The organism is Pseudarthrobacter albicanus (assembly GCF_018224015.1).
In the GTDB taxonomy this organism is placed as follows: domain Bacteria; phylum Actinomycetota; class Actinomycetes; order Actinomycetales; family Micrococcaceae; genus Arthrobacter; species Arthrobacter albicanus.
This window is the reverse complement of record NZ_JAGPOT010000017.1, coordinates 60,036-84,958: the sequence shown is the minus strand read 5'-3', so window position 1 is coordinate 84,958 and position 24,923 is coordinate 60,036. Positions and strand designations below refer to the sequence as shown.

Here is a 24,923-nt window from a genome sequence, read left to right as displayed (position 1 = left end):
GGGGGGGGGGGGGGGGGGGGGGGGGGGGGGGGGGGGGGGGGGGGGGGGGGGGGGGGGGGGGGGGGGGGGGGGGGGGGGGGGGGGGGGGGGGGGGGGGGGCATCCGCCGTCGCGTGGTTCCTGGCTGCGGACGCCCGTCAGAGCAGGTCGTCCAGGCCCGGGTTGAGACGCTTGAGGACTTCAGAGTGCAGGATCGAGTTGGTGGCGAGGGCGTTGCCGCCGAACGGACCGTCTTCCCCCTCCAGGGACGTGAAGCGGCCGCCGGCCTCGGTGACGATCGGCACCAGGGCGGCCATGTCATAGAGGTTCAGTTCGGGCTCGCAGGCGATGTCCACAGCGCCCTCCGCGAGCAGGCAGTAGGACCAGAAATCGCCGAAGGCGCGGGTCCGCCAGACTTCCTCGGTGAGGCCCAGGAACTCGTCAAGGTTTCCGCGCTGCTTCCAGCCGCCCAGGCTCGAGTAGGACAGGGACGCGTCCGCAAGCCGGGAGACGTTGGAGACCTTGAGCCGGGTCGCGGCGGCCAGCGAGCGGCCGGTGTAGGCGCCCGCACCCTTGGCCGCCCACCATCGTTTGCCCAGCGCCGGCGCGCTGACGACGCCGACGACAGGCTCGCCCTCGTCGACGAGCGCAATCAGGGTGGCCCAGACCGGGACGCCGCGGACGAAGTTCTTCGTCCCGTCGATGGGGTCGATGATCCAGCGGCGGGAGCCGTGGCCGGAGCTGCCGAATTCCTCGCCGAGGACGGCATCGCGCGGGCGGGAGCGGGACAGCTGGCCGCGGATGGCTTCCTCCGCGGACTTGTCGGCATCGGTGACCGGTGTCAGGTCCGGCTTCGTTTCGATCCGGAGGTCGAGCGCCTTGAAGCGGCTCATGGTCTGGGAATCCACGGAATCTGCCAGTACATGGGCAAGGCGCAGGTCATCGTTGTAGCTTGAAGCGGGTTGACTCATGGTTCCAAACTACCGCCAAAGGCGGCGCCCGGGGGGCAGGGCGCGGTGCAGGGCACGGTGCGGCGGCTAGGAGACGCTGCCCAGTTCCTTGGTTTCCTGGGCTTCCATCCGCGGGTCCGTGCCGAGCAGCCGTCGCAGCGAGGCCAGCCGTGCCGGCCCCGAGGGCCCCGCATGGCCGCCCGCCACCCAGGCGTCGACGCCGCAGTTGACGGCGGTCGAGTCGTGCTTGCAGCCCCGCTCGCAGTCGTCGGTGCCCGGCTCGAGGTCCGGGAAGGAGTGCAGGATCCGGTCCGGGTCCACATGGGCCAGGCCGAAGGACCGGATGCCGGGGGTGTCGATGATCCAGCTCCCGGCCGGGGCGTCGTTGACCTTGAGGGCCAGGGCCGAGGAGGAGGTGTGGCGTCCCCGGCCGGTCACGGCGTTGACCCCGCCGGTGGCGCGCTCGGCGCCGGTCAGGGCGTTGACCATGGTGGACTTCCCGACGCCGGAATGGCCCAGCATGACGGTGACCTTGCTGTCGAGGTAGCCGCGCAGCGCGGATACCGCGTCCCGGTCCAGCCGGGCGGACAGCCCGTCGTCCGAGCGGGCATCGATCCCGGAGGCGGCCGAGTCCGCCGTCCTGGAGATGATGACGGGGAAATCGAGGTGCCGGTAGTTGGACAGCAGCTCGGCTGGATCCTTGACATCTGCTTTGGTGACGAGCAGCAGCGGCTCGATGCCGGCGTCGTACGCGGCCACCAGGGCGCGGTCGATGAAGCCTGTCCGCGGCTCGGGGTTGGCGGCGGCGACCACGATCACGAGCTGGTCGGCGTTGGCGACGACCGCGCGTTCGATCGGGTCCGTGTCGTCGGCGCTGCGCCGCAGGAGGGTCCTGCGGTCCTGGATTTTCACGAGCCGGGCCAGGGTGTCCGATTCCCCGCTGACGTCCCCGACGAGGGAGACGAAGTCCCCGGCCACGACGGGGTTGCGGCGCAGTTCCCTGGCCCGGGCGGCGATGATCTTGCGTTCGTCCGAAGTGCCTTCGCCGACAACGGCGGTGTAGCGGCCGCGGTCGACGGTGATGATGCGCCCGGTGACGGCGTCGTCGTGGCTGGGCCGGTCCTTCGTGCGCGGGCGGGAGCCCTTCTTGTTGGGGCGGATCCGTGCGTCGGATTCGTCCCAGGAGTCAGTGCTGCGTGCCACCGCTGGCGTCCTTGTCTGCCGGGTCCGGCCGGGTTTCGCCGGCGGGGCCCTGGCCCAGCATGGCGGCCCACAGTTCGGGGAATCCCGGCATGGTCTTGGCCGTGGTCGCGATGTCCTCGACCTCGACGCCGCGCACGGCCAGCCCCAGGATGGCGCCCGCGGTTGCCATGCGGTGGTCCGCGTAACTGTGGACGACGCCGCCGTGCAGCGGGGCGGGCCGGATGACCAGGCCGTCGGGGGTTTCCTCGGCGTCGCCGCCGAGGCGGTTGATCTCCGCCACGAGGGCGGCCAGCCGGTCCGTTTCGTGCCCCCTGAGGTGGGCGATGCCGCTCAGGCGCGAGGGGCCCGTGGCCAGCGCGCAGAGTGCGGCGACGGTCGGGGCGAGCTCGGAAGTTTCGTTGAAGTCCGCGCCCTTGATCTCCGGGCCGCCGGTCACGGTGAGGGTGCCGTCCGCCAGCGTCACGGTGGCGCCCATGGTGGCGAGGATGCTGCGCCAGAGGTCGCCGACCTGGGTGGTGCCGGCAGGCCAGTCCGGGATCCGCACGGTGCCGCGGGTGGCCAGCGCCGCGGCCAGGAACGGGCCGGCGTTGGAGAGGTCCTGCTCGATCCGGTGGTCGAAGGCCCGTATCCTGCCGGGCGCGACGATCCAGTGGTCCGGGCGTGAATCGTCCACGGCCACGCCGACGCCGCGCAGCACGGCCACGGTCATGTTGATGTGGTCCAGGCTGGGGACCGGGCCGCCCACATGCTCCAGGTGCAGCCCGTCCGTGAAGCGTGCCCCCGCCAGCAGCAGGGCGGAGACAAACTGCGACGACGCGCTGGCATCGATGACGAGGTGGCCGCCGCGGACCTCGCCCGTGCCCTGCACGGTGAACGGCAGCGAGGTCGCCGTGCCGCCGTCGGGGGCGCCGACAGTGACGCCGAGCCCGCCCAGGGCCTCAATGATCGTTCCCATCGGACGGTTCCGGGCGTGGGGGTCGCCGTCGAACACGGTCGCGCCCCGGCGCAGGGCAGCGACCGGTGGAACGAACCGCATGACGGTGCCGGCCAGGCCGCAGTCGATCGCGGCGCCGGCTTCGGGCGCATCCGGGGGGATCGTGCCCAGGGGGATGGGGGTGACGTGAAGGTCGGGGCCGAAGGCGCCGTCGCCGGGGACCTCGGTGATGGTGGCACCGAGCTGGCGGAGTGCCCCGATCATCAGGGCCGAATCACGGGAGTGCAGGGGAGTCCGCAGCCGGGACGGACCGTCGGCCAGAGCCGCCAGCACCAGGTACCGGTTGGTCAGGGACTTGGATCCGGGCACGGTGACCGTCGCGTCGACGGGCCGTGCGGCGAACGGTGCCGGCCAGTGCGGGCCGCCGTCGGGCGGGAGGGGGGTGGCTGCTGCGGTGGAGGTGGCGCCTGTCATTGCCGTCTTATGCTCCGACGGCTTTGCGGACGGCTTTGTCGGCCTTCTTCAGCTGCTTTCCCGTGCTCTTCCGGGCGTCCGCGGCCAGGTGCTCGGCGCGCCAGGCCAGGCTGGGCTTTCCGGCGGTGTCCACGGAGGCCAGCAGCACGCCGCCGGTCAGCGAGACGTTTTTCAGCAGCTGCTTGCGGCGGGCATCGCGGCCGTCCTTCGAGGAGATGTCCGCGCTGCGCCATTCGACGTAGCCGTTCAATGCCGAGATGACGGCCAGGACCGTGGCCGCAAGGCGGGCCGACTTGCCGAGGGCCAAGCACACACCCGCGCCGACCTGGGTTCCGCCGATGACGCGGGCCAGGACCTTCTCGTTGGCCCGGAACGGCAGGGATTCAGCCGCGCGGCGCAGCAGGGGGGATAACTGTGCCGCCGTGTCATCCGCATTCTTGAGCTTGTCCATGCCTGCGAGGACGAAACTGGACGCGAGCATGGGCCGGGCGAGAAAACGGACAAGGGACATGAATTTCCTCCTGGATGGACGATCCGCGGAATCGATGCGGGAGAACCGGTTCTAGTCTTGCACTTTTGCGGAATATTTGCCCGTTGTGCGTGGTTGTCAATGGCAGGTTCCAGCAGCGTTCCGATGCCGGACTATCAGCCGGATTAGCAGCCGGACTATCAGCCGGATTAGCAGTAGGCGACTATGAATTGGTCCGGCCCGTTCCGGCGGGCCGGGGGCAGTTCGTGACCAAGGGAGGCAGCGATTTGATACTGGTGAAGGACAGCGAAGAGCTGGACACCGGTCCCCGCGATCCTTGGACCCTGACTTTGCCGCGCCTCGAAGCGGAAGCCGCGGCGGAAATTCCGGGGGGCCGCCGGAAGGTGACAGTAGACTTGAAGGCAATGAGCACTATGGACCGGGCCGTTGCGGCCATGAACGGGGTTGCCGGAAACGGCGCCGAACCCGCCAGGACGCCCCTGGCCGGCACAGCCGACGCACCGGGATCTTCCGCGGCGCCGGCCGTCCGGGTGCCGGTGCCTGCCGCCGGACCCGCGGCGGAACCCGCAGCGACGGGCGGGGACGGGCTTGAGGGTGAGCAGCCGCTGGACGTGGCCGCGGAAACGGCGGAAGAGCGTCGGGTCCGCTTTGAGCGTGACGCAATGCAGTACGTTGACCAGCTGTATTCCGCTGCGATGCGGATGGCGCGGAACCCCGCCGATGCCGAGGACCTGGTCCAGGAGGCGTACACGAAGGCGTTTTCCGCCTTCCACCAGTACAAGCCGGGGACAAATCTCAAGGCCTGGCTGTACCGGATCCTCACCAATACCTACATCAATTTGTACCGCAAGCGGCAGCGCGAACCGCTGCAATCGAATTCGGACACCATCGAGGACTGGCAGCTGGCGCGGGCCGGGTCCCACACCTCGTCCGGGCTGCGGTCAGCCGAGGCCGAGGCCCTGGACCACCTGCCGGATTCCGATGTGAAGCGGGCACTGCAATCGATCCCGGAGGAGTTCCGGCTGGCTGTCTATTTCGCCGACGTCGAGGGCTTCGCCTACAAGGAAATTTCAGAGATCATGAACACCCCCATCGGGACCGTCATGTCCCGGTTGCACCGCGGCCGGAAGATGCTCCGGGACATGCTGGCCGACTATGCCGCCGAGCGGGGATTCAGGGCCGCAGATTCCACCGCGGCGGCCGAGAGCAACAAAGCCGAGAGCAACAAACAGGAGAACGGGAAATGAGCGACTGCCAGGGACTGGGCGACTGCGACGACGTCCGGATGCAACGGATCTACGAGTATCTGGACGGGGCGCTCACGCACGATGACATCGCCGAGATCAAGGACCACCTGGACGGTTGCCCGGAATGTTTCGAGCAGTATGACCTCGAATGCGTCATCCGTGTGTTGGTGAAGCGGTCGTGCACGGAGGCCGCGCCGGAAAACCTCAAGAACTCGATCCTTGACCGGATCCATTCGATCCGGCCGGTCGAAGCCTGATTCCAGCCCGGCCGGGCGGAGGCCCATCCCGCCGGGTGCGGAAACGAATGACCCCGGGAACCATCAGGTTCCCGGGGTCATCCGGTTAAAGCTGTCACTCCAAGCCGAGGCTTAGGCGTTGGGGCGCTTGCCGTGGTTCGCGCCGCCACGCTTACGGTCACGACGTTTACGTGCACGTTTGCTCATAGCTGGCCTCCTTAAATGTTGGTACTCAAAAGAGCTGCCCTCAAGTCTCCCACATCGGGGCACCGGCCGCGAACCGGTCGGTCATCGGATCAGTCATCCAAGGAGGCGCGGATGGAGATCCGCGCCTGGTCCAGCACGGTCTTCACCGTCTCCAGCGTCACGGGGGTGACGGGGCGCCGGCCGGCATGGCGGCGCAGCTCGACGCGGATGTCGTCGCGGAAGGCCTGGACCAGCATTTCCGCTTCGCGCAGGCGGCGGTCGCCCTCCGGCGAGTAGCGCGGCGCTCCGCCGGATCCAGAGGTTGCTCCCGCGGCTGATCCGGCTGATCTTCCCGCTGCGCGGACGGTGGACCTGGCCGCCTCGGCCGTGGCGGCCAGGTCCGCCCGCAGTCCCCGCATGTTGGCACGGATGTCCTGGCGCAGCGTGTCGGCGAGCCGGCGGACCGAGGCGGAGATGTCTTCCTCCACGCCGGCGAGTTCGTTCCGCCGGCTGTCCAGCTCCTGCAGGCCCGCCGGGGTGATGCTGTAGTTGGTGCGCCGGCCCTCTGCCCGGGTTGCCACCAGCCCCTCCTGTTCCAGTTTGCCAAGGCGCGGGTAGATGGTGCCGGCGCTGGGGGAGTAGGTGCCGCCGAAGCGTTCGCTGAGGGCCTTCATGAGCTCATAGCCGTGTTTGGGCCCGGACTCGAGCAGTGCGAGCAGATACAGCCGCAGTGCGCCGTGGGCAAAGACGGGAGCCATCAGGGCCCCGTCCCTGTATCCGCGGGGGGCCCGCCGTGGAAAATCGAGGTCTTTCCCGAGACCGAGTTGGTCCGGACCAGCATCAGCTGGGTGTCGGGCCCGGCGATGGTCTGCACCGTGCCGCCAGGCTGGGGGTACTGCTGGTCGTCGATCACGACGGCGCCGGTGGCTGACTTGGCGATGATGTCGGCGCCGACGTCGTGCGGCAGCCGGATGGTGACGTCTCCGGAGACGGAATTGGCGCCGAAATCCTGGGTGAAGCCGTGGAGGTCGAAGCTCAGGTCGCCGCTGACGGTGTTGGCGCGGATGTTGCTGAACTCACCGGAGGCCGTCACCTCGCCCGAGACGCTCCTGGCGGTCAGGACGCCGCGGTGGTTGCGGGCGATGACTTCGCCGCTGACCGTGTTGACGGCCAGGTCGCCGGAGGTTTCGTCGGCCAGGACGGAGCCGGAGACCGTGTTCAGCCGGGTGTGCCCGCTGATCCCGGACACCATGCCGTCGCCGCTGACGGTGCCCGCCTCAACCCCGGCGCCGGCCGGCAGGGCGATGCTGATGACCACGGAGTTGCTGCTGTTATTGTTCACGGTGCCCATGAGGTTCTTGAACCAGCCCTGCGCCCCGTGCAGCTGGTGGCGGACCTCCAGCCGGCCGTTGACCAGGCTGACGGACAGGGGGTCGCCGTGGATTTCGGAGACCTCGATCCGGGCGACGTCCTCATCGTGGGTGACGATGTCGAAGCGGCCGCGGACTATGCCGAGCCTGAGCGAGCTGACGCCGTCGACGTCGATGGTCACAGGGCCGGTGACGGTCCAGGAAGTCTCTGCCATGGTTCCTCCGAGGGGTGCTGCGCGGTGCCCGGTTTGCGATATATCGTGATGATGAAGTCACGATATATCGCGGTTGGGTGGCCGTCAAGCCATACGGCGCAAACCATGCGGCGGTCGGCCCGGCCGGCTACTCCCGGCCGGCTACTCCCGGCCGGCTACTCCGGGGCGGGCAGGCCCAGCCACTGGAACCAGCCCCGGTGGAGCACCAGCCAGGCCATCAGGCCGTACCCGGCCTGGCCCGGGGTTCCGCCGTTGGCCGCCAGATCCTGGCGCCACTGCTCATGGTTGAGCAGCGGGGAAAACGTGTCCACGTAAAGGTGCTTCCGCCGGGTGGTGACATCGGCAAATGCGGTGTTGAGCTCGCCCAGCCTGCGGTTCTGCGCCGGGTCCAGGCTCGGCGGCGGCCCCACGACAAAGACCTCGATCCTGTTCTGCGTGGCGGAGTCCAGGATGTTGGCGAGGTTCAGCCGGCTGCGCGCGGTGGAGAGCCCGAAGACAATGTCGCGTCCGGACAGCCCGATCACCAGCCGGTTCTCGTGGAGATCGCTGTAGCGGCGGCCGGCCTCCTCGAGCCAGCGGGCGGCCAGCCCCTCGGTGCCTTCCTCCGGGCAGGGCAGCGCGTAGCTCTCAAGGGCGATGCCGTCCTGCGGCGTGCGGGCCAGCACGCGGCCCAGCCACCCCAGCGCGCGCGGATCGCCGAGACCGGCCAACAGCTCGTCTCCCACGGCTGCGATTCGCAGCTTCCGATCTTCCACGACTACCTCTTCACTTCAAAGCTGTCCATTGGACCCTGTCATTCAGACCTGCATGAAACCTTGCCCCTAAAGCCCCGCCCATAAGACCCGGCCATATGACCCGGCCCATTAAACAGGGCTGCCCGGCCGGAGTCGCGTTTTGATCTCCGGCCGGGCAGCATTGACCCTATTTACGCGCGAACGCCTGCTTGAGCAGGGCGTCCTGCTCGGCTGCGTGGCGTTTCATGGACCCGGCCGCGGTGGAGGCCGAGGCGGGGCGCGAGATGAGGCGCACCCGGCGGTCCAGCGCGTCCGGAAGGTTCAGGCCCATGAACGGCCACGGACCCTGGTTGGCGGGCTCGTCCTGCGCCCAGACAACCTCGGCGTTCGGGTACTTGGCGAGCTCCTCGGCGATCCGGGCGGCGGGCAGCGGGTAGAGCTGCTCGACGCGGACGATGGCCGTCGTCTTGTTCTCGGTCTTCTGCCGGGTGGACAGGAGGTCGTAGTACAGGCGGCCCGAGACCAGCAGCACACGCTCCACGGCGTCCGCCGGCAGCTGCTCGTGATCGGGGATCACCGGCTGGAAGGTGCCCGTCGTGAAGTCCTCCACGGACGATGCTGCTGCCTTGAGGCGGAGCAGCTGCTTCGGCGTGAAGATGATCAGCGGCTTGCGCGGCCGGCTGTACGCCTGGCGGCGCAGCAGGTGGAAGTGCGAGGCCGACGTCGTCGGGTTGGCGACGATCATGTTCTCTTCGGCGCACATCTGCAGGAAGCGTTCGATGCGGGCGGAGGAGTGGTCCGGGCCCTGGCCCTCGTAGCCGTGCGGCAGCATCAGCACGAGCGAGGAGCGCTGGCCCCACTTCTGCTCGGCGGAGGAGATGAACTCGTCGATGATGGTCTGGGCGCCGTTGACGAAGTCGCCGAACTGCGCTTCCCAGAGCACCAGGGCGTCCGGGCGTTCCACCGAGTAGCCGTACTCGAAGCCCATGGCCGCGTATTCCGAGAGCAGGGAGTCGTAGATCCACAGCTTGGCCTGGTCCTCGGAGAGGTGGGCCAGGGGCAGCCATTCGTCGCCGTTGGCGCGGTCGTGGAAGACGGCGTGGCGCTGCACGAAGGTGCCGCGGCGCGAGTCCTGGCCGGCGAGCCGGACGGGGACGCCTTCCATGACGAGCGAGCCGAACGCCGCGAGCTCGCCGAAGCCCCAGTCGATGCCGCCCTCCCGGGACATCAATTCACGCTTCTCGAGCAGCTGCTTGAGCTTGGCATGGACGGTGAAGCCCTCGGGGATCTGGACGTGGGCCTGGCCGATGCGGGCGAGCATCCCGGCGGAGATCGCGGTGGACGCCGGGGTGCTGACGGACGAATCGGTCTGCTGGGCCTTCGGGCGCTCGAGGTCGGCCACCGCGGCAGTGTCGGCCGTGATGATCGGAATCGGCGAGGTCTGGGCCGCGTGGGTTTCGGCGAAGACGCGCTCCAGGCGTTCCTGATAGTCGCGCAGCAGCTGCTCGGCTTCTTCCTCGGTGATGTCACCGCGGCCGATCAGCGACTCGGTGTACAGCTTGCGGACCGAACGCTTGGCCTCGATCAGGTTGTACATCAGCGGCTGGGTCATCGAGGGGTCATCGCCCTCGTTGTGCCCGCGGCGGCGGTAGCAGACCATGTCGATCACAACGTCCTTGTGGAAACGCTGGCGGAACTCGTAGGCAAGCTGGCCGATGCGCACGACGGCCTCCGGGTCGTCGCCGTTCACGTGGAACACCGGCGCCTGGATCATCTTGGCGACGTCGGTGGAGTACGTGGAGGAACGCGACGAGGACGGGGCGGTGGTGAAGCCGACCTGGTTGTTGACCACGATGTGGATGGTTCCGCCGGTGCGGTAGCCGCGCAGCTGGGAGAGGTTGAGCGTCTCCGCCACGACGCCCTGGCCGGCGAAGGCGGCGTCGCCGTGCACCATGATCGGCAGCACGGGGAACGCCTCGCCCTGGTCCAGGCGGTCCTGCTTGGCGCGGACGATGCCCTCCAGGACCGAGTCCACGGCCTCGAGGTGGGACGGGTTGGCGGCGAGGTAGACCTTGGTCTCCTTGCCGTTATCCGAAGTGAAGGTGCCTTCGGTGCCGAGGTGGTACTTGACGTCGCCGGAGCCCTGCACGGAACGCGGATCCTGGGTGCCCTCGAATTCGCGGAAGACCTGGGCGTAGGTCTTGCCGGCGATGTTGGTGAGCACGTTCAGCCGGCCGCGGTGGGCCATGCCGATCGCCACCTCGTCGAGTTCGTCGTCGGCGGCGTCGGAGATGATGGCGTCCAGCAGCGGAATCAGGGACTCGCCGCCTTCGAGCGAGAAGCGCTTCTGCCCGACGAACTTCGTCTGCAGGAAGGTCTCGAAGGCCTCGGCCGCGTTGAGCTTGGAGACGATGCGCAGCTGCTCGTCGCGGCTCGGCTTGGAGTACGGGTGCTCGATCTGGTCCTGGAACCACTTGCGCTCGGCCGGGTCCTGGATGTGCATGTACTCGATGCCGGTGGTGCGGCAGTAGGCGTCGCGGAGGACGCCGAGGATGTCGCGGAACGCCAGCATCGGCTTGCCGCCGAAGCCGCCCGTGGGCCATTCACGGTCCAGGTCCCACAGGGTCAGGCCGTAGGTCAGGACGTCGAGGTCCGGGTGCTTGCGCTGGACATACTCGAGCGGGTCGGTGTCCGCCATCAGGTGGCCGCGGACGCGGTAGGCGTGGATCAGCTGCTGGATCCGGGCAACCTTGTTGATCTCGTCGGCCGGGTCCACCTGCAGGTCCGGGCTCCAGCGCACGGGCTCGTACGGGATGCGCAGCGACTCGAAGATCTCGTCGTAGAAGTTCTGGGCGCCGAGCAGGAGCTGGTGGACCAGTTTCAGGAACTCGCCGCTGCCGGCACCCTGGATGACGCGGTGGTCGTACGTGGAGGTCAGGGTCAGGACCTTGCTGATCGCATTCTGCGCGATGATCTTTGCGCTGGCACCCTGGAATTCTGCGGGGTAGTCCAGTGCGCCGACGCCGATGATGGCAGCCTGTCCCTTGGACAGGCGCGGCACCGAGTGCACCGTGCCGATGCCGCCCGGGTTGGTCAGTGAGACGGTGGTGCCGGAGTGGTCGTCCGCCGTCAGCTTGCCGGCGCGGGCACGCTTGATCAGGTCCTCGTAGGTGTGCCAGAACTCGGAGAAGTTGAGGGTCTCCGCCTTCTTGATGTTCGGCACCATGAGCAGGCGGGTGCCGTCAGGCTTGGGCATGTCGATGGCAATGCCGAAGTTCACGTGCGCGGGCTGGACGGCGACGGGCTTGCCGTCCACCTCGTCGTAGTACACGTTCATGGACGGGAACTGGGACAGGGCACGGATGACGGCGTAGCCGATCAGGTGCGTGAAGGAGACCTTCCCGCCCCGGGCGCGGGCCAGGTTGGAATTGATGACCACGCGGTTGTCGATCAGCAGCTTGGCCGGGATGGCGCGGACGCTGGTGGCGGTCGGGACCTCCAGGCTGGTGATCATGTTGGTGGCGATGGCCTTGGCCGGGCCGCGGAGGACGGAGACGACGTCTTCCTCGGGCGCCGTCGGGGCCTTGATGTTCTTGGGCAGCTGGGCCGGGATCGGCGCCGTGCCGGGGCCGGCTTCAGTGGTCTTAGTGGTCTTGGCGCCGTCGCGGGCAACGCTGGCCGGGGCCTTCCTCGCGGCGGGGGCCGGAGCAGGTGCGGCCGGAGAAGGTGCAGGGGCCGGAGCGTCCGCCGCCGGGGCAGGTGCTGCCGCTGCCGGAGCTGCTACGGGAAGTTCGCGGGTGGCAGGGCGCGCAACGGACGCCACGCCCGAGGCCCCGTTAGTGGAGGAGTTGCCGCCGGCCTCGAAGGATTCGAACAGGGGCCACCACTTGGCGTCAACCGTGTTCTTGTCCTGCTGGTAACGCTCGTACAGTTCGTCAACGAGCCACTCGTTTCCGCCAAATTCCTCTGGTAGACGGTGGCTGGGCTGCTCTGGCACTTGAAATACGCCTCTTCCATGAGTTTGAATCCCTCTGGTTTCACAGTGCCTCTGCACAGCGATCGAACCAGTTTCTGCGTCCCGTGAACCGGACCCATGCCAGTCTAGTGACGATTCTCGTCAAACTGCCAATAACGGTGACTCAAATCATCAAGTCGTCCGTCCGCTGCGGGCGATCGTCGCCTGATCCGCTGCCGGCGGGCTCCGGATCGGCGCCGGTGCGTCCGGAAAGGCCGCCGCGGCGGCGCCGGACCTCGCCTAGAATCATCTTTGAGACCCCTTATTGCACAGAGAATTCCTATGGAGGAGCAGCCGTGCGCTTTCTGAATGAGCCGACCACAGACCTGACCTATTCGGACCTCTTCCTGGTCCCGTCCCGCTCGGATGTCATCTCGCGGCTGGACGTGGATCTGGCCGCGGATGACGGGACAGGCTCGAGCATTCCCCTGGTCGCCGCAAACATGACGGCGGTGACCGGCAAGCGGATGGCGGAGACGATGGCCCGCCGTGGCGGGCTGGCTGTCCTGCCCCAGGATGTCCCGCTGGACGTGCTCCGGGACGTCACGGCCTGGCTCAAGACCCGGCATCCGGTCCTGGAAACCCCGGTCAGCCTGTCGCCGTCGGACACCGTGATCGACGCGCTCCACCTGATGGGCAAGCGGCCCCACGGCGCCGTCGTGGTGGTGGACGGGTCCGGCGACGTGACCGGCGTGGTCCGCGGGGCCGACTTCGAAGGCCAGGACCGTTTCGCCTCGCTGGCCTCCGTCATCCGCCACCAGCCGCTCGTGCTGGAGGCTGAAACGCTCGACGCCGGAACGGGCGCGGATTCCGCGCAGGCCCTGCGCCGGGCGTTCGACACGATGGACGCGGCCGGCACCGACTACGCGCCGGTGCAGCAGGGCGGCGCCCTGATGGGCGTCCTGACCCGGAAGGGTGCCCTGCGTTCGACCCTGTACCGCCCGTCCCTGGACGCGGACGGCAGGCTCAAGGTTGCCGCCGCCGTCGGGATCAACGGCGACGTCGCGGGCCGGGCGGCCCAGCTCCTGGCCGCCGGCGTGGACGTGCTGGTCCTGGACACCGCGCACGGCCACCAGCAGAAGATGTTCGATGCGCTGGCCGCCGTGAAGAGCCTGAGCCCAGGCGTCCCCGTCGTGGCCGGCAATGTGGTCACCGCCGAGGCAACCCGGGAACTCATCCGGGCCGGGGCGGACATCGTCAAGGTCGGCGTCGGCCCCGGCGCCATGTGCACCACCCGCATGATGACCGCCGTCGGCCGCCCGCAGTTCTCCGCCGTCCTGGAGTGTTCCGCCGCCGCGCGCGAGGCCGGCGGCAGGGTGTGGGCGGACGGCGGCGTCCGCTATCCGCGCGATGTGGCCCTGGCCCTGGCGGCCGGGGCCAGCCAGGTCATGATCGGTTCCTGGTTCGCCGGCACGCACGAGAGCCCCGGGGACCTGCAGCTGGACGCTGCCGGCCGGCAGTACAAGGAAAGCTTCGGCATGGCCTCGGCCCGGGCCGTGCAGAACCGCAACCAGCGCGAGGGTGCCTTCGAGAAGGACCGCAAGGCCCTGTTCGAGGAGGGCATTTCCACGTCCCGGATGTTCCTGGACCCGGTCCGGCCGGGCGTCGAGGACCTGCTGGACATGATCACCGCCGGGCTGCGCAGCTCGATGAGCTACGCCGGGGCCGCGGACCTTGCCGCCTTCCGGGAACGGGCCGTCGCGGGCATCCAGTCGGCGGCTGGCTATGAGGAGGGCCGGCCGGTTCCGCAAAGCTGGTAACCGGCACCCGGCAACGCCGGGGGACACTGTCACGGCACGGCGGCTGTGCGCGGCGGCTGTCCGCGGCGGCTGCTCCTGTAGACTGGCATCCTTATGGACAGTAAATCTAGGTGCCGGCCTGGGGGCTGTCAGCGGAGAACGGAAACCGTTACCGCGCAGTCCACCCGCAGAGCCGGCAAACCCCGTTCACGCGCCCATCACTCTCCGGCGGCAGCACAGCCCGGAGCCTTTCAGGAATCAGGGTCGGCGTCCGCTGACCATCCTCCGCCTGGCAGTTTCCCCCGGCACTGCGCCGCGGAAGCGGGCCGCTGAGTGGAGTGGATCCTTCTCGGGACGGGCCTCCTGCTCATCCTTGGCACCGGCTTCTTCGTGGCCGTTGAATTCTCCCTGGTGGCCGTTGACCAGGCCACGGTCCAGCGGGCCGTGGCCAACGGCGACACCGCCGCCGAGCCCCTGCTGCGATGCGTCAAATCCCTGTCCACCCAGCTGTCCAGCTGCCAGCTGGGCATCACCATGACCACCCTGCTGACCGGCTACGTCATGCAACCCTCCGTCGGCAAGCTGCTCGAGAGGCCGCTGGCCGCCGTCGGGCTCCCGGAGGCCGCGGCAGCGTCCGTGTCGCTGGTGATCGCGATGGCCTTCGCCACCCTGCTGTCCATGCTGCTCGGCGAACTCGTGCCGAAGAACATGGCCATTGCGCTGTCCTTTCCCATCGGCAAGGCGCTCGCCCGCCCCCAGCTGGTCTTCACCGCCATCTTCAAGCCCGCCATCGTGCTCCTGAACGGTTTTTCCAACAAGGTCCTCAACGTCTTCGGGCTCGAGGCCAAGGAGGAGATTTCCGGCGCCCGCACGCCGGCCGAACTGGCATCGCTGGTGCGCCGCTCGGCGGCGATGGGAACGCTCGACGCCGGCACCGCCAACTTCATCGACCGGACGCTCAAGTTTTCCGGACGGACAGCGGCGGACGTCATGACGCCTCGGATCCGCGTCGAGACCATCGATGCCGACCAGCCCGTCTCCGACATCGTGGAGGCCGCCAAACGGACCGGCTACTCGCGCTTCCCGGTCATCGGGGAGTCCTCCGACGACATCCGCGGCCTGGTCCACATCAAGAAGGCCATCGCCGTTCCGTGGGAACGGCGCGCCCAGCTGGAAGCCGGCGCCATCATGACGGATGTGCTCCGCGTGCCCGAAACCATCCACCTCGATGCCCTGCTGGCCGAACTCCGTGAAGGCAACCTGCAGCTGGCCGTGGTCCTGGACGAGTACGGCGGAACCGCCGGCATCGCCACGCTGGAGGACCTCGTGGAGGAAATCGTCGGTGAAGTGGCCGATGAACACGACAGGGTCCGGCCCGGGCTGCTGCAAAGTGCCTCCGGGGACTGGTACTTCCCGGGGCTGCTCCGCCCCGATGAACTCTCCGAACAGATCCCGGGCCTGACCGTGCCCGACGAAGCTGCGTACGAAACGGTGGGAGGCTACGTCATGAGCGAGCTGGGCCGGATCGCGGCAGTGGGGGACACCGTGGAGGTGGGCGGCGGCACCCTGAGCGTGACCCGGATGGACGGGCGCAGGATCGACAGGATCTGCTTCAGGCCCGCCCGGGTCCACAGCGGGGATCACGCCGACGGCAAGGCCGGGGCCGCATGAGCGACTGGGCAGGTATCCTCTGGCTCGCCGTCCTCTTGCTCGGCAACGCCTTCTTCGTGGCCGCCGAATTCGCGGTGATGTCCGCCCGCCGCAGCCAGATCGAGCCGCTGGCCGAGGCCGGGTCCAAGCGGGCGCAGACCACCCTCCGGGCGATGGAAAACGTCTCGCTGATGCTGGCGTGTGCCCAGCTCGGCATCACCGTCTGCTCGCTGCTGATCCTGCAGGTCGCGGAGCCCGCGATCCACCACCTGATGGCGGTGCCTTTGCATGCCGTGGGCATGCCGATGGAAATTGCGGACGTGGTGGCCTTCGCCGTCGCCCTTCTCTTGGTCACGTTCCTGCACGTCACGTTCGGCGAGATGGTCCCGAAGAACATCTCCGTCTCGGTGGCGGACAAGGCGGCCCTGCTGCTGGCGCCGCCGCTGATCTTCGTCGCGCGGATGTTCAGGCCGGTGATCGTGGCCCTGAACTGGTCCGCCAACCACATCCTCAAGCTGATGCGGATCGAGCCCAAGGACGAGGTCACGTCGTCCTTCACCCTGGAGGAAGTCCAGTCGATCGTGCAGGAGTCCACCCGCCACGGGCTCGTGGACGACGACGCCGGGCTGATCACCGGGGCGCTGGAGTTCTCGGAACGCACCGCCTCCCAGGTGATGGTTCCGCTGGAGAAGCTCGTGATGCTCAAGCCTGCCACCACTCCGGTGGAATTCGAAAGGGCCGTGAGCCGTACCGGGTTTTCCCGCTTTCCGATGCTCGACGACGAAGGCATGCTCTCGGGCTACCTGCATATCAAGGATGTGCTGTCCATCCCGAATGGCGGGTACCACGAGCCGATCGCGGACAGCCGCATCCGGTCCCTGGCCAACCTCGCCATGGACGATGAAATCGAGAAGGCGATGTCCGTCATGCAGCGGACAGGCTCGCACCTGGCCCGCGTGATCGGCCCGGACGGGAACACGCAGGGCGTGCTGTTCCTGGAGGACGTGATCGAGCAGCTCGTCGGCGAGATCAGGGATGCCACGCAGGCGACCGGCTACCGCCGGCTGGGCCGGAGCTAGGCTGCCGGCCGCCGGCACCGGCGCGGACGGGTGTAGCCCCTAAATAGGAATGGTTCCCATTTAGGGCTACACTCACTAATGCTCCTGATTCTCAATAACAGATCGAGGTTTTCCCGTGCGCCGTCCCGCTTCCCTCGCCCTGGTGGCCTCCTTCGCCGGTCTTGGCCTGCTGCTCTCGGCCTGCAGTACGACGGCGGGGGGCTCCCCGCGGGCGTCCGCCGGAGACGGCATCGTGGAGGTGGTCGCCTCCACGAGCGTGTACGGGGACATCGTCCGCAGCATCGGCGGGGACAAGGTCAGTGTCACCTCCCTCATCACGCGCACCAGCCAGGACCCGCACTCCTACGAGGTGACCACCCAGGACAAGCTGGCCGTCTCCAAGGCCGGGCTGGTGGTGGAAAACGGGGGCGGCTATGACGGCTTCATCCAGAAGCTCGCCGATGACACCGGGATGGACCACAAAAATGTCCTCAACGTCGTGGAGGTCTCCGGGCTTGTCCAGGACGGGCAGGTGCCGAGCGGCTTCAACGAGCATGTCTGGTACAGCCTGCCCGCCATGAGCCGCCTGGCCGAGGCCCTCGCCGCCAGGCTCGGCGACCTAGAGCCGTCGTCCGCCGAAACCTTCAAGAAAAACGCGGCCGCCTTCAGCCAGGGACTCACCGGCCTGGACGCCAGGCTCGCCGCCATCAAGGCCGCAGGCGCCCCGGTGCCGGTAGCCGTCACCGAGCCGGTGCCGCTGTACCTTCTGCAGGCCGCGGGCCTGGAGAACAAGACCCCCGGCGGGTACACCGCCGCGATCGAAGAAAATGCCGACGTCCCGCCTGCCGTACTCAGCGAGACCATCCGGCTGGTGGGATCCGGTGAAATCCGGCTGCTGGCCTACAACACGCAGACCGAGGGGCCGCAGACCCTGGCCCTGAAGAAGGCAGCCGAGGCGGCCGGCGTGCCCGTGGTGAACTTCAGCGAGACATTGCCGGACGGCAAGTCCTACCTCCAGTGGATGACCGGGAACGTGGACGGCATCGCCAAGGCCCTGGCCTAAGATATTCACAACGGCCGGTGCCCGGGGCGCCGGCACCGGCCGCCGGCACCGGCCGCCGGCCGGCCAGCCGGGCCGGCAGATACCCCAAAGCATTCAAACCGTCATGAGCGTGCGGGCCAGGCCCCGCAGAAAATCGAGGAAACCCAGTTGACACCCGTAGTAAGCCTCCGCGGCGCCTCCCTGGCGTTCGGCCAGCGGACGCTGTGGGAGGGGCTGGACCTGGACATCAACCCGGGTGAATTCTTTGCCGTCCTCGGCCCGAACGGGAGCGGCAAGACCACCTTCCTGAAGGTCCTGCTCGGGCTGCAGGAGCTGAGCGCCGGCACGGCCGTGCTCGACGGCAGGCCCGTGGCCCGGGGCAGCCGCGGGATCGGCTACGTCCCGCAGCAGAAATCCTTCGACCCGGACACGCCGCTGCGGGCGCGGGACCTGGTGGGGCTCGGCGTCGACGGCCACCGCTGGGGGCTGCGCATCGGGGCCGCCAGGGTGAACCGCAGGATCGATGAACTCCTCGGCCTCGTGGGCGCCGCCGACTATGCGAAGGTGCCGGTGGGCCAGCTCTCCGGCGGTGAGCAGCAGCGGCTGCGGGTGGCCCAGGCCCTCGCGACGGACCCGAAGGTGCTCTTGTGCGACGAGCCGCTGCTGTCCCTGGACCTGCAGCACCAGCAGGCTGTCAGCGCCCTGATCAACAAGCAATGCCATGAGCGGGACAGCGCCGTGGTGTTCGTGACCCACGAGATCAACCCCATCATGGACTATGTGGACCGGGTGCTGTACCTGGCCGGCGGACGGTTCCGGGTGGGCACACCGGAGGAGGTCATGACCACCGAGGTGCTGTCCGATCTCTACGGCAGCCATGTCGAGGTCATCCAGGCGAACGGCCGGATGATCGTCGTGGGCCTGCCGGACGCGGCGACACACCACCACGAGGACGCGCATGCGGTGGCGGAGGAGGTGGGCTGAGTGGATCTGGACAACGTGCTTCATTCAATCTTCAACTTCGAGAACTACGGCGAACTGCTGGTCCTGGTGCAGAACTCCATCTGGGCCGGCGCGGTCCTCGGCCTGCTGGGCGGGCTGATGGGGACCTTCGTGATGAAGCGGGACCTCGCCTTCGCCGTCCACGGCATCTCCGAATTATCCTTCGCCGGGGCGGCCTTCGCGCTGCTGATCGGCGCGGACATCGTCCTGGGCTCCCTGGCGGGATCCGTGATTGCCGCCCTGGTCCTGGGGCTGATGGGCGTCCGTGCCCGGGAGAAGAACTCGATCATCGGCGTCATCATGCCCTTCGGCCTGGGCCTGGGCATCCTTTTCCTCTCGCTTTACGAGGGGCGGGCGGCCAACAAGTTCGGCCTGCTCACGGGGCAGATCGTGTCCGTCGGGACCGTCCAGCTGCAGGTGCTGGCAGTCGTCGCCGTCCTCGTGATGCTGGCATTGGTCGCCATCTGGCGTCCGCTGACCTTTGCCAGCGTGGACCCGCATGTCGCCACCGCACGCGGCGTGCCCGTCCGGGCGCTCTCCCTTGCCTTCATGGTGCTGCTGGGCATCAGCGTGGCGCTGTCCATCCAGATCGTGGGCGCCCTGCTGGTGCTGGCCCTGCTGATCACGCCGGCGGCTGCTGCGCTGCGCGTGACTTCCTCGCCCCGCCTGGTGGTGATCCTGAGCGTGGCCTTCGCCATGACGGCCACGGTGGGCGGGATCCTGCTGGCCCTCGGCGGGCGGCTCCCGATCAGCCCCTATGTGACCACGCTGTCCTTCCTGATCTACGTGGCATGCCGGACGATCGGCGGCTTCCGCGCCAGGCGGGGGATCAACGGGCGGGTCCTGCGGAGCCCGGTCTCGGCTGCCTGAGTCCCCGTACACCGGCGGAATTCCCCCACCCATGCCTATCCGGTCAACTCAGCCCTTGCGGTGTTGGAACGGGCTGACCGCCTGGATCGTGCTGATCGTCCATGTCTTCGGGGCTTGGAGCGATTTCCCCTTCGCGGCGGGTCGTTCCATTCCGGGGATGCCGGTGGCCGCGGTCCGGGGCTACTTTGAAGCCCCCAGCCACGGAATCCCGGCCCGGCGACGGCGTGTCGGCGCCAAAGTCCCCCCGGACCGCGCGGACCAGATATGCAGCCGGACCGGCGTGCGTTGAAATTCCCCGGCTTTGGCTTCGCGGGCCCGGAAATCCCCGGTGATTCCGAGGAACCCGCCGGACCGGCCCTTCAAAGCCGGGAGATTCACCCCGTAAGAAGCCCCTGGGCCGTGCAGTCGGGGCAGAGCCCGAAAATCTCCACGGTGTGCTCCACGGCGGTGAAGCCGTGCTCTTTCGCGGTCCGCGCGGCCCAGGCTTCAACGGCGGGGGCCTCCACCTCCACCGCCTTGCCGCAGTTCCTGCAGAGCAGATGGTGGTGGTGCCCGGTGACGGCGCAGCGCCGGTACACGGCCTCGCCGTCGGCGTTCCTGAGCACATCAACCAGGCCGTCGTCGGCGAGGGACTGGAGGATCCGGTACGAGGTGGCGAGCGAAACCGTGGTGCCCCGCTCCTGCAGGATGCGGTGCAGCTCCTGGGTGCTGACGAAATCCGCCAGGTCATCCAGGGCGGCACTGACCGCCAGGCGCTGCTTGGTGACACGCTGCTCCTTGCCCGCGGCGGGAGCCGGGGCCGGCGTCCGGCTGCCGTCGGCTGGGGCGCCCTGGGACATTGCGGAACTCGTTTCGCTTAGGGGGTAGGCAATGTCCAAGATTACCAGCCGGGTCCGTGGACACCGGGATCCCGGATCCATAGGCTGGCCGGATGAAGCTGACGAAATTCACCCACGCCTGTGTCCGCCTCGAGAAGGACGGCAAGGTGCTGGTCCTGGACCCCGGCAATTTTTCGGAGACGGAGACGGCCCTGGCCGGCGCGGACGCCGTGCTGGTCACCCACGAACACGCGGACCACGTCGACGTCGACGCCGTGACGGCAGCGCTGCTGGGCAACGGTGCGCTGGCCTTGTTCGCCCCCGACGGGGTGGCTGCCCAGCTTCGCGGCAAGGCACCCGAGGCGGCCGGACGGATCCATACGGTGGTCCCCGGCGAGGACTTCGAGGCTGCCGGCTTCGCCGTCCGGAGTTTCGGCGGCCAGCACGCCCTGATCCATCCGACGATCCCGGTGGTCGCCAACATCGGCTACCTGATCGACTCCAACGTCTATCACCCCGGGGATTCGTTCGTGGTGCCCGACGGCGTGGACGTGAAAACCCTGCTGGTTCCCGTCCACGCACCCTGGAACAAGATAGGCGAGGTGGTGGACTTCGTGATCAGCGTCCGGGCAGCGAAGGCCTTCCCGATCCACGACGCCCTGCTCAATCCGAACGGGCAGGGGCTCATCGAGGGCCACGTGACCCGGATCGGCACGAAATACGGGACCGAATACCGGCACCTCAGCAGCGGCGATTCGGTGGAGGTCTAGGGCCGCCGGCGGCTTTAGGGCGTCCAGGCGCCGCTCGCGAAGAACCCGCGGATGGTCGCCTCGTGCGGTTCCGGATCCAGGCCCTGGCTGCGCAGCCACTCCGGGTTGTAGTAGTTGCCGGCGTAGCGTTCGCCGCCGTCGCACAGCAACGACACGACGCTGCCGCGGCGGCCCTCGGCGATCATCCCGGCGATGAGCTGCCAGACGCCCCACAGGTTCGTCCCGGTGGACGGCCCGGCATGGAGCCCGGCGAACTCCCGCAGGTGCCGCATGGCGGCCACCGACGCCGCGTCCGGGACCTGGATCATGTGGTCGATCACCGTCGGGACGAAGCTCGGCTCCAGCCGCGGCCGGCCGATGCCCTCGATCCGGGAGGGCAGGCCTTTGGCAGGGGCGGCTGTCACGGAGGCGGCGCCGCCGTCGCGGGACTCCAGCCAGCCGGGATAGAACGCGGAGTTCTCCGGATCCACCACGGCAAGCTCCGTGCGGTGGCGGTGGTAGCGGAGGTACCGGCCGATCGTGGCGCTCGTGCCGCCGGTGCCGGCGCCCACCACGATCCAGCGGGGGACCGGGTGTTCCTCCAGGGCCAGCTGGCCGAAGATCGACTCGGCGATGTTGTTGTTCCCGCGCCAGTCTGTGGCGCGTTCGGCGTACGTGAACTGGTCCATGTAGTGGCCGCCGGTACTCCGCGCCAGCTCCTCGGCGGCCCCGTACACTTCCGAGGCGTGGTCCACCAGCAGGCAGGAACCGCCGAACTGCTCAATCAGGGCGATCTTCTCCCGGCTCGTGGTCCGCGCCATCACGGCGATGAAGGGCAGCCCCAGCCGCTGCGCGAAGTACGCCTCCGAGACGGCCGTGCTCCCGCTCGAGGCTTCCACGATCGTGGTGCCTTCGGTGATCCAGCCGTTCACCAGGCCAAACAGGAAGAGTGAGCGGGCCAGCCGGTGCTTGAGGCTTCCGGTGCGGTGCGTGGACTCGTCCTTGAGGTAGAGCTGGACGCCCCAGTGCTCCGGGAGCGGGACGGCATGCAGGTGCGTATCGGCGGACCTGTTGTTCTCGGCATTGATCCTGCGGATGGCCTCATCGGCCCAGTCCCGGTCCTGTGCACGTGTTCTGATCACCGCTCCAGCCTACCGGGGGCCGGACCGGCGCCGAGGCTAGAGTGGGCCAATGGACACACTCATGGACGTGGCGACCCTCAGGGACCGGATCGACTCGGGCCGGCGCACGGTTCTGCTGGACGTGCGCTGGGCGCTCGGCGACCCGCACGGCCGGGACCACTACCGCAAGGGACACATCCCGGGCGCCGCCTTCGTGGATCTGGCCACCGAGCTGGCGGGCCCCGCCGGGGCCGCCATCCGCTGCCGCCGCTGGAACGGTTCCAGGCCTCGGTGCGCCGCTGGGGCGTCCGCGGCGGCGACGTCGTGGTGGCCTACGATGACAGCGGCAACATGTCCGCCGCCCGGCTCTGGTGGATGCTGCGGAACGCTGGCTTCAGCACGGTGCACCTGCTCGACGGCGGCCTGGCCGCCTGGCGCGCTGCCGGCTTCGACCTGGAGAGCGGCGACGACGGCGGACACGCCGTCCCGCCGGGCGACGCCGGCCTCTCCGACACCGGCCGGACCGCCACTGCCCTGACCGAGGGGGCGATGCCCATGATCGACGCCGGGCAGGCAGCCGCCTGGGGACGGCAGGGCCTGCTGCTCGATGCCCGCGCGGGGGAGCGGTACCGCGGCGAGATCGAACCGGTGGATCCGCGCGCCGGCCACATCCCGGGTGCCGTCAGCGCGCCCACCACGGCCAACCTGGCCGCGGACGGCCGCTTCCTGCCGCCGGCGGAACTGCGGGAACGCTTCTCCCGGCTGGGCGTGCGGCCCGGAGTCCCCACCGCCGTGTACTGCGGTTCCGGGGTGACCGCGGCCCACGAAATCGCGGCGCTGGACATCGCCGGATTCCCGGCCGCGCTGTATCCGGGCTCGTTCTCCGAATGGTCCAACGACCCCGCCAACGACGTCGTGGCCGGCGCGGGGCCGTACGCCGAGGGCAGCGCCGGCGGGGACTAGAAATCGGCGGACGCAGCCACGCCCGGTTCCGTTCCCCTATATCCGCGAGTGCCTGTCTTTGGCCATAATGGCGATATGAGCGCTGTGGAGACTCTCGCGGCGGCCGTCTCTAACACGGCATCGAAGAGCTCCCCGGTCGCTGTCCCGGCGCGTCGCGGAAAGCGGCAACCGGGCCCCGGCCCAGTGCGGGGAGAACGTCCCGCGGACCGGATTCGGGGGGAGAGCGCCGGCATCATTGCAAGAAGGAGAAACGGGCATGCTTAAGGATCTGGATATCATCGCTGTCCTTCCCGCGAAGGATATCGCCAGGGCGAAAGATTTCTATCGCGACGTGCTTGGACTCGAGCCCGCGGACGTGTTGGACGAGGAGAACCTGCTCTACCGTTGCGGGAACGGAACGGCTTTCCTGCTTTACAAGACCGACAATGCGGGTACCGCGAAGAACACGCAGATGGGCTGGGGGACCGACAACGTCGAGGCCGAGGCCGAGGAACTGCGCGGCCGCGGCGTCGTCTTCGAGGAGTACGACCTTCCCGGCCTGAAGACTGAGAATGGCATCGCCACAACGGACGTAGGGAAGGCTGCCTGGTTCCTGGACAGCGAGGGCAATATTCTCAACCTCTTCCAGAGCCGGTAGCCGCACACCACTCAGCGTCTATCCCGCAGGGTTCCTGATCGCCAGGCCTGGATTGTAATGGTCGTTGCAGCACCCGGACTTCGGGAGTTGCAACGACCGTGCGGCTTAACGGACGAACCGCCGGGAAAGGGCCTTGTTCAGGCAGGCCCTGACAGGGACTGCCTCGGTGCCGCCCGCGGGACGTACCGTGGTGTGCATGGACAACCGGAATGAGATTCGAGAGTTCCTCGCCTCCCGGCGAGCCAAGCTCACGCCCGAGCAGGCAGGACTGCCCGACTTCGGCGGCGTGCGGCGGGTACCCGGGCTGCGCCGCGAAGAGGTATCGCTGCTGGCCGGCATGAGCGTCGAGTACTACACCCGGGTGGAACGCGGCAGCCTTGCAGGCGTGTCCGACTCGGTCCTGGAGGCCATCGCGCGGGCGCTGAAGCTGAACGAGGCGGAACGCGAGCACCTGTTCAACCTCGCCCGGGGCGCCGGACCCGCCACCCGAAGGCGACGACAGCCCGCGCAGTCGATCCACCCGAGCGTGCAGCGCATCCTCGACGGCATGACAGGCATTCCCGCATTCGTCCAAAGCGGCCGTCTGGACATCCTCGCCATCAACGAGCTTGGCCGTGCTTTGTATTCGGCAGCATTCGAGGACCCGGCACGGCCCGTGAACTTCGCCCGGTTCGCGTTCCTCAACCCTCGCTCGGAGGAGCTGTATCCGGACTGGAACCTGGCGGCCGACACGTCTGTAGCGATGCTGCACACCGAGGCCGGCCGCAACCCGTTCGACAAGGGCCTGACTGACCTCATCGGGGAACTGTCGACCCGCAGTGAGGAATTCCGCAAGCGGTGGGCACAGCACAATGTCCGCCTGCACCTGCACGGGACCAAGACGTTCCGGCACCCGGTAGTGGGCGACCTGGAAGTACACTTCGACGCCCTTGAGTTGCCGGCCGCACCCGGCCTGACCATGATTGCCTACACTGCCGAACCAGGCTCCCCCTCCGAGGATGGTTTACGGTTGCTGGCCAGCTGGGCAGCAACCATCAAAGAAGCCCATGAAGATCGACAAGACCCTGCGCACCGCGACAGGACCGACGACGACGTTCACGGGGGACGCATACGTCAACCCGGCCGCGACCCGCACGCGTAAGCCGTCGCAGGCGGCCGCGACCCGCTTCCTCTTCGCCCCCGGCGCATGCAACGAATGATGCTGTCCGGCCCTGAAGGACGCCTGCCGCCGAGGGTGACAAC

Annotated in this window: 22 protein-coding genes and 1 pseudogene; 12 read left to right on the top strand and 11 right to left on the bottom strand. The window is 68.5% G+C overall.

Annotation, left to right across the window (positions count from 1 at the left end):
- Positions 1-136: 136 nt before the first annotated feature.
- The 4 genes from hisN to J9611_RS05850 form a co-directional block, all read right to left on the bottom strand.
- Positions 137-949, bottom strand: a complete 813-nt coding sequence (hisN, locus tag J9611_RS05865) for a histidinol-phosphatase (RefSeq protein WP_211878496.1) — start codon at positions 947-949, stop codon at positions 137-139.
- A 66-nt stretch (positions 950-1,015) separates the two neighbouring features.
- Positions 1,016-2,131: a ribosome small subunit-dependent GTPase A gene (gene rsgA / locus J9611_RS05860; protein WP_211878495.1), complete on the bottom strand. Its 1,116-nt coding sequence runs from the start codon at positions 2,129-2,131 to the stop codon at positions 1,016-1,018.
- Positions 2,115-3,539, bottom strand: coding sequence for a 3-phosphoshikimate 1-carboxyvinyltransferase (gene aroA, locus J9611_RS05855; protein ID WP_211878494.1), 1,425 nt, complete (start codon positions 3,537-3,539; stop codon positions 2,115-2,117). The genes rsgA and aroA overlap by 17 nt, the downstream gene beginning before the upstream one ends.
- Before the next feature lie 7 nt (positions 3,540-3,546).
- Positions 3,547-4,050, bottom strand: coding sequence for a DoxX family protein (locus tag J9611_RS05850; RefSeq protein ID WP_211878493.1), 504 nt, complete (start codon positions 4,048-4,050; stop codon positions 3,547-3,549).
- Positions 4,051-4,433: 383 nt separating this feature from the next.
- Between J9611_RS05850 and J9611_RS05845 the strand changes: the two genes are divergently transcribed.
- On the top strand, positions 4,434-5,276 hold the full coding sequence (locus tag J9611_RS05845; protein ID WP_211878492.1) for a sigma-70 family RNA polymerase sigma factor: 843 nt from the start codon (positions 4,434-4,436) through the stop codon (positions 5,274-5,276).
- Positions 5,273-5,533 (top strand): mycothiol system anti-sigma-R factor, encoded by a 261-nt coding sequence (gene rsrA, locus J9611_RS05840; RefSeq protein ID WP_211878491.1) that lies wholly within the window; start codon positions 5,273-5,275, stop codon positions 5,531-5,533. Before J9611_RS05845 ends, rsrA begins: the two co-directional genes overlap by 4 nt.
- 111 nt (positions 5,534-5,644) lie before the next feature.
- Here rsrA and J9611_RS22700 read toward each other — a convergent pair whose 3' ends face one another.
- The 5 genes from J9611_RS22700 to J9611_RS05820 all read right to left on the bottom strand — a co-directional run bounded on the left by J9611_RS22700 (position 5,645) and on the right by J9611_RS05820 (position 12,014).
- Positions 5,645-5,719: a 50S ribosomal protein bL37 gene (locus tag J9611_RS22700; protein WP_104061284.1), complete on the bottom strand. Its 75-nt coding sequence runs from the start codon at positions 5,717-5,719 to the stop codon at positions 5,645-5,647.
- Between the two features lie 89 nt (positions 5,720-5,808).
- Positions 5,809-6,456, bottom strand: a complete 648-nt coding sequence (locus J9611_RS05835; RefSeq protein WP_211878490.1) for a PadR family transcriptional regulator — start codon at positions 6,454-6,456, stop codon at positions 5,809-5,811.
- A complete protein-coding gene (locus J9611_RS05830) occupies positions 6,456-7,283 on the bottom strand; it encodes a DUF4097 family beta strand repeat-containing protein (protein WP_211878489.1) in 828 nt (275 codons plus the stop codon). The genes J9611_RS05835 and J9611_RS05830 overlap by 1 nt, the downstream gene beginning before the upstream one ends.
- Before the next feature lie 155 nt (positions 7,284-7,438).
- Positions 7,439-8,038, bottom strand: coding sequence for a GDSL-type esterase/lipase family protein (locus J9611_RS05825; protein ID WP_211878488.1), 600 nt, complete (start codon positions 8,036-8,038; stop codon positions 7,439-7,441).
- Between the two features lie 166 nt (positions 8,039-8,204).
- Entirely contained in the window at positions 8,205-12,014 is a 3,810-nt protein-coding gene (locus J9611_RS05820; protein WP_211878487.1) for a multifunctional oxoglutarate decarboxylase/oxoglutarate dehydrogenase thiamine pyrophosphate-binding subunit/dihydrolipoyllysine-residue succinyltransferase subunit, read from the bottom strand.
- 314 nt (positions 12,015-12,328) lie between these two features.
- Between J9611_RS05820 and guaB1 the strand changes: the two genes are divergently transcribed.
- The 6 genes from guaB1 (at position 12,329) to J9611_RS05790 (ending at position 19,393) form a co-directional block, all read left to right on the top strand.
- Complete coding sequence (gene guaB1 / locus J9611_RS05815) at positions 12,329-13,792, top strand: GMP reductase (protein WP_211878486.1); 1,464 nt, start codon at positions 12,329-12,331, stop codon at positions 13,790-13,792.
- Between the two features lie 312 nt (positions 13,793-14,104).
- A complete protein-coding gene (locus tag J9611_RS05810; protein ID WP_211878485.1) occupies positions 14,105-15,442 on the top strand; it encodes a hemolysin family protein in 1,338 nt (445 codons plus the stop codon).
- Positions 15,439-16,500 (top strand): hemolysin family protein, encoded by a 1,062-nt coding sequence (locus J9611_RS05805; RefSeq protein WP_211878484.1) that lies wholly within the window; start codon positions 15,439-15,441, stop codon positions 16,498-16,500. The genes J9611_RS05810 and J9611_RS05805 overlap by 4 nt, the downstream gene beginning before the upstream one ends.
- Before the next feature lie 115 nt (positions 16,501-16,615).
- Complete coding sequence (locus J9611_RS05800) at positions 16,616-17,542, top strand: metal ABC transporter solute-binding protein, Zn/Mn family (protein WP_211878483.1); 927 nt, start codon at positions 16,616-16,618, stop codon at positions 17,540-17,542.
- 147 nt (positions 17,543-17,689) lie between these two features.
- Positions 17,690-18,505 (top strand): metal ABC transporter ATP-binding protein, encoded by an 816-nt coding sequence (locus tag J9611_RS05795; protein WP_211878482.1) that lies wholly within the window; start codon positions 17,690-17,692, stop codon positions 18,503-18,505.
- Positions 18,506-19,393 (top strand): metal ABC transporter permease, encoded by an 888-nt coding sequence (locus tag J9611_RS05790; protein WP_211878481.1) that lies wholly within the window; start codon positions 18,506-18,508, stop codon positions 19,391-19,393.
- Between the two features lie 374 nt (positions 19,394-19,767).
- Here the strand turns inward: J9611_RS05790 and J9611_RS05785 are convergent, their stop codons facing one another.
- Positions 19,768-20,232, bottom strand: coding sequence for a Fur family transcriptional regulator (locus tag J9611_RS05785; protein ID WP_211878480.1), 465 nt, complete (start codon positions 20,230-20,232; stop codon positions 19,768-19,770).
- A gap of 92 nt (positions 20,233-20,324) precedes the next feature.
- Here J9611_RS05785 and J9611_RS05780 point away from each other — a divergent pair, with 92 nt between their 5' ends.
- Positions 20,325-20,981 carry an MBL fold metallo-hydrolase gene (locus J9611_RS05780; RefSeq protein ID WP_211878479.1) on the top strand — a complete coding sequence of 219 codons (657 nt, stop codon included), beginning with the start codon at positions 20,325-20,327 and terminating at the stop codon, positions 20,979-20,981.
- Positions 20,982-20,995: 14 nt separating this feature from the next.
- Here the strand turns inward: J9611_RS05780 and J9611_RS05775 are convergent, their stop codons facing one another.
- Positions 20,996-22,102 (bottom strand): PLP-dependent cysteine synthase family protein, encoded by a 1,107-nt coding sequence (locus J9611_RS05775; RefSeq protein ID WP_211878478.1) that lies wholly within the window; start codon positions 22,100-22,102, stop codon positions 20,996-20,998.
- Between the two features lie 49 nt (positions 22,103-22,151).
- On the opposite strand from J9611_RS05775, the pseudogene J9611_RS05770 reads away from it, so the two are divergent.
- The 3 genes and pseudogenes from J9611_RS05770 to J9611_RS05760 all read left to right on the top strand — a co-directional run bounded on the left by J9611_RS05770 (position 22,152) and on the right by J9611_RS05760 (position 24,822).
- Positions 22,152-23,044 (top strand): annotated as a pseudogene (locus J9611_RS05770) (sulfurtransferase).
- Positions 23,045-23,300: 256 nt separating this feature from the next.
- Entirely contained in the window at positions 23,301-23,681 is a 381-nt protein-coding gene (locus tag J9611_RS05765; RefSeq protein ID WP_211878477.1) for a VOC family protein, read from the top strand.
- 196 nt (positions 23,682-23,877) lie between these two features.
- Positions 23,878-24,822 carry a helix-turn-helix transcriptional regulator gene (locus J9611_RS05760; protein ID WP_211878476.1) on the top strand — a complete coding sequence of 315 codons (945 nt, stop codon included), beginning with the start codon at positions 23,878-23,880 and terminating at the stop codon, positions 24,820-24,822.
- The last annotated feature ends 101 nt before the right edge of the window (positions 24,823-24,923 follow it).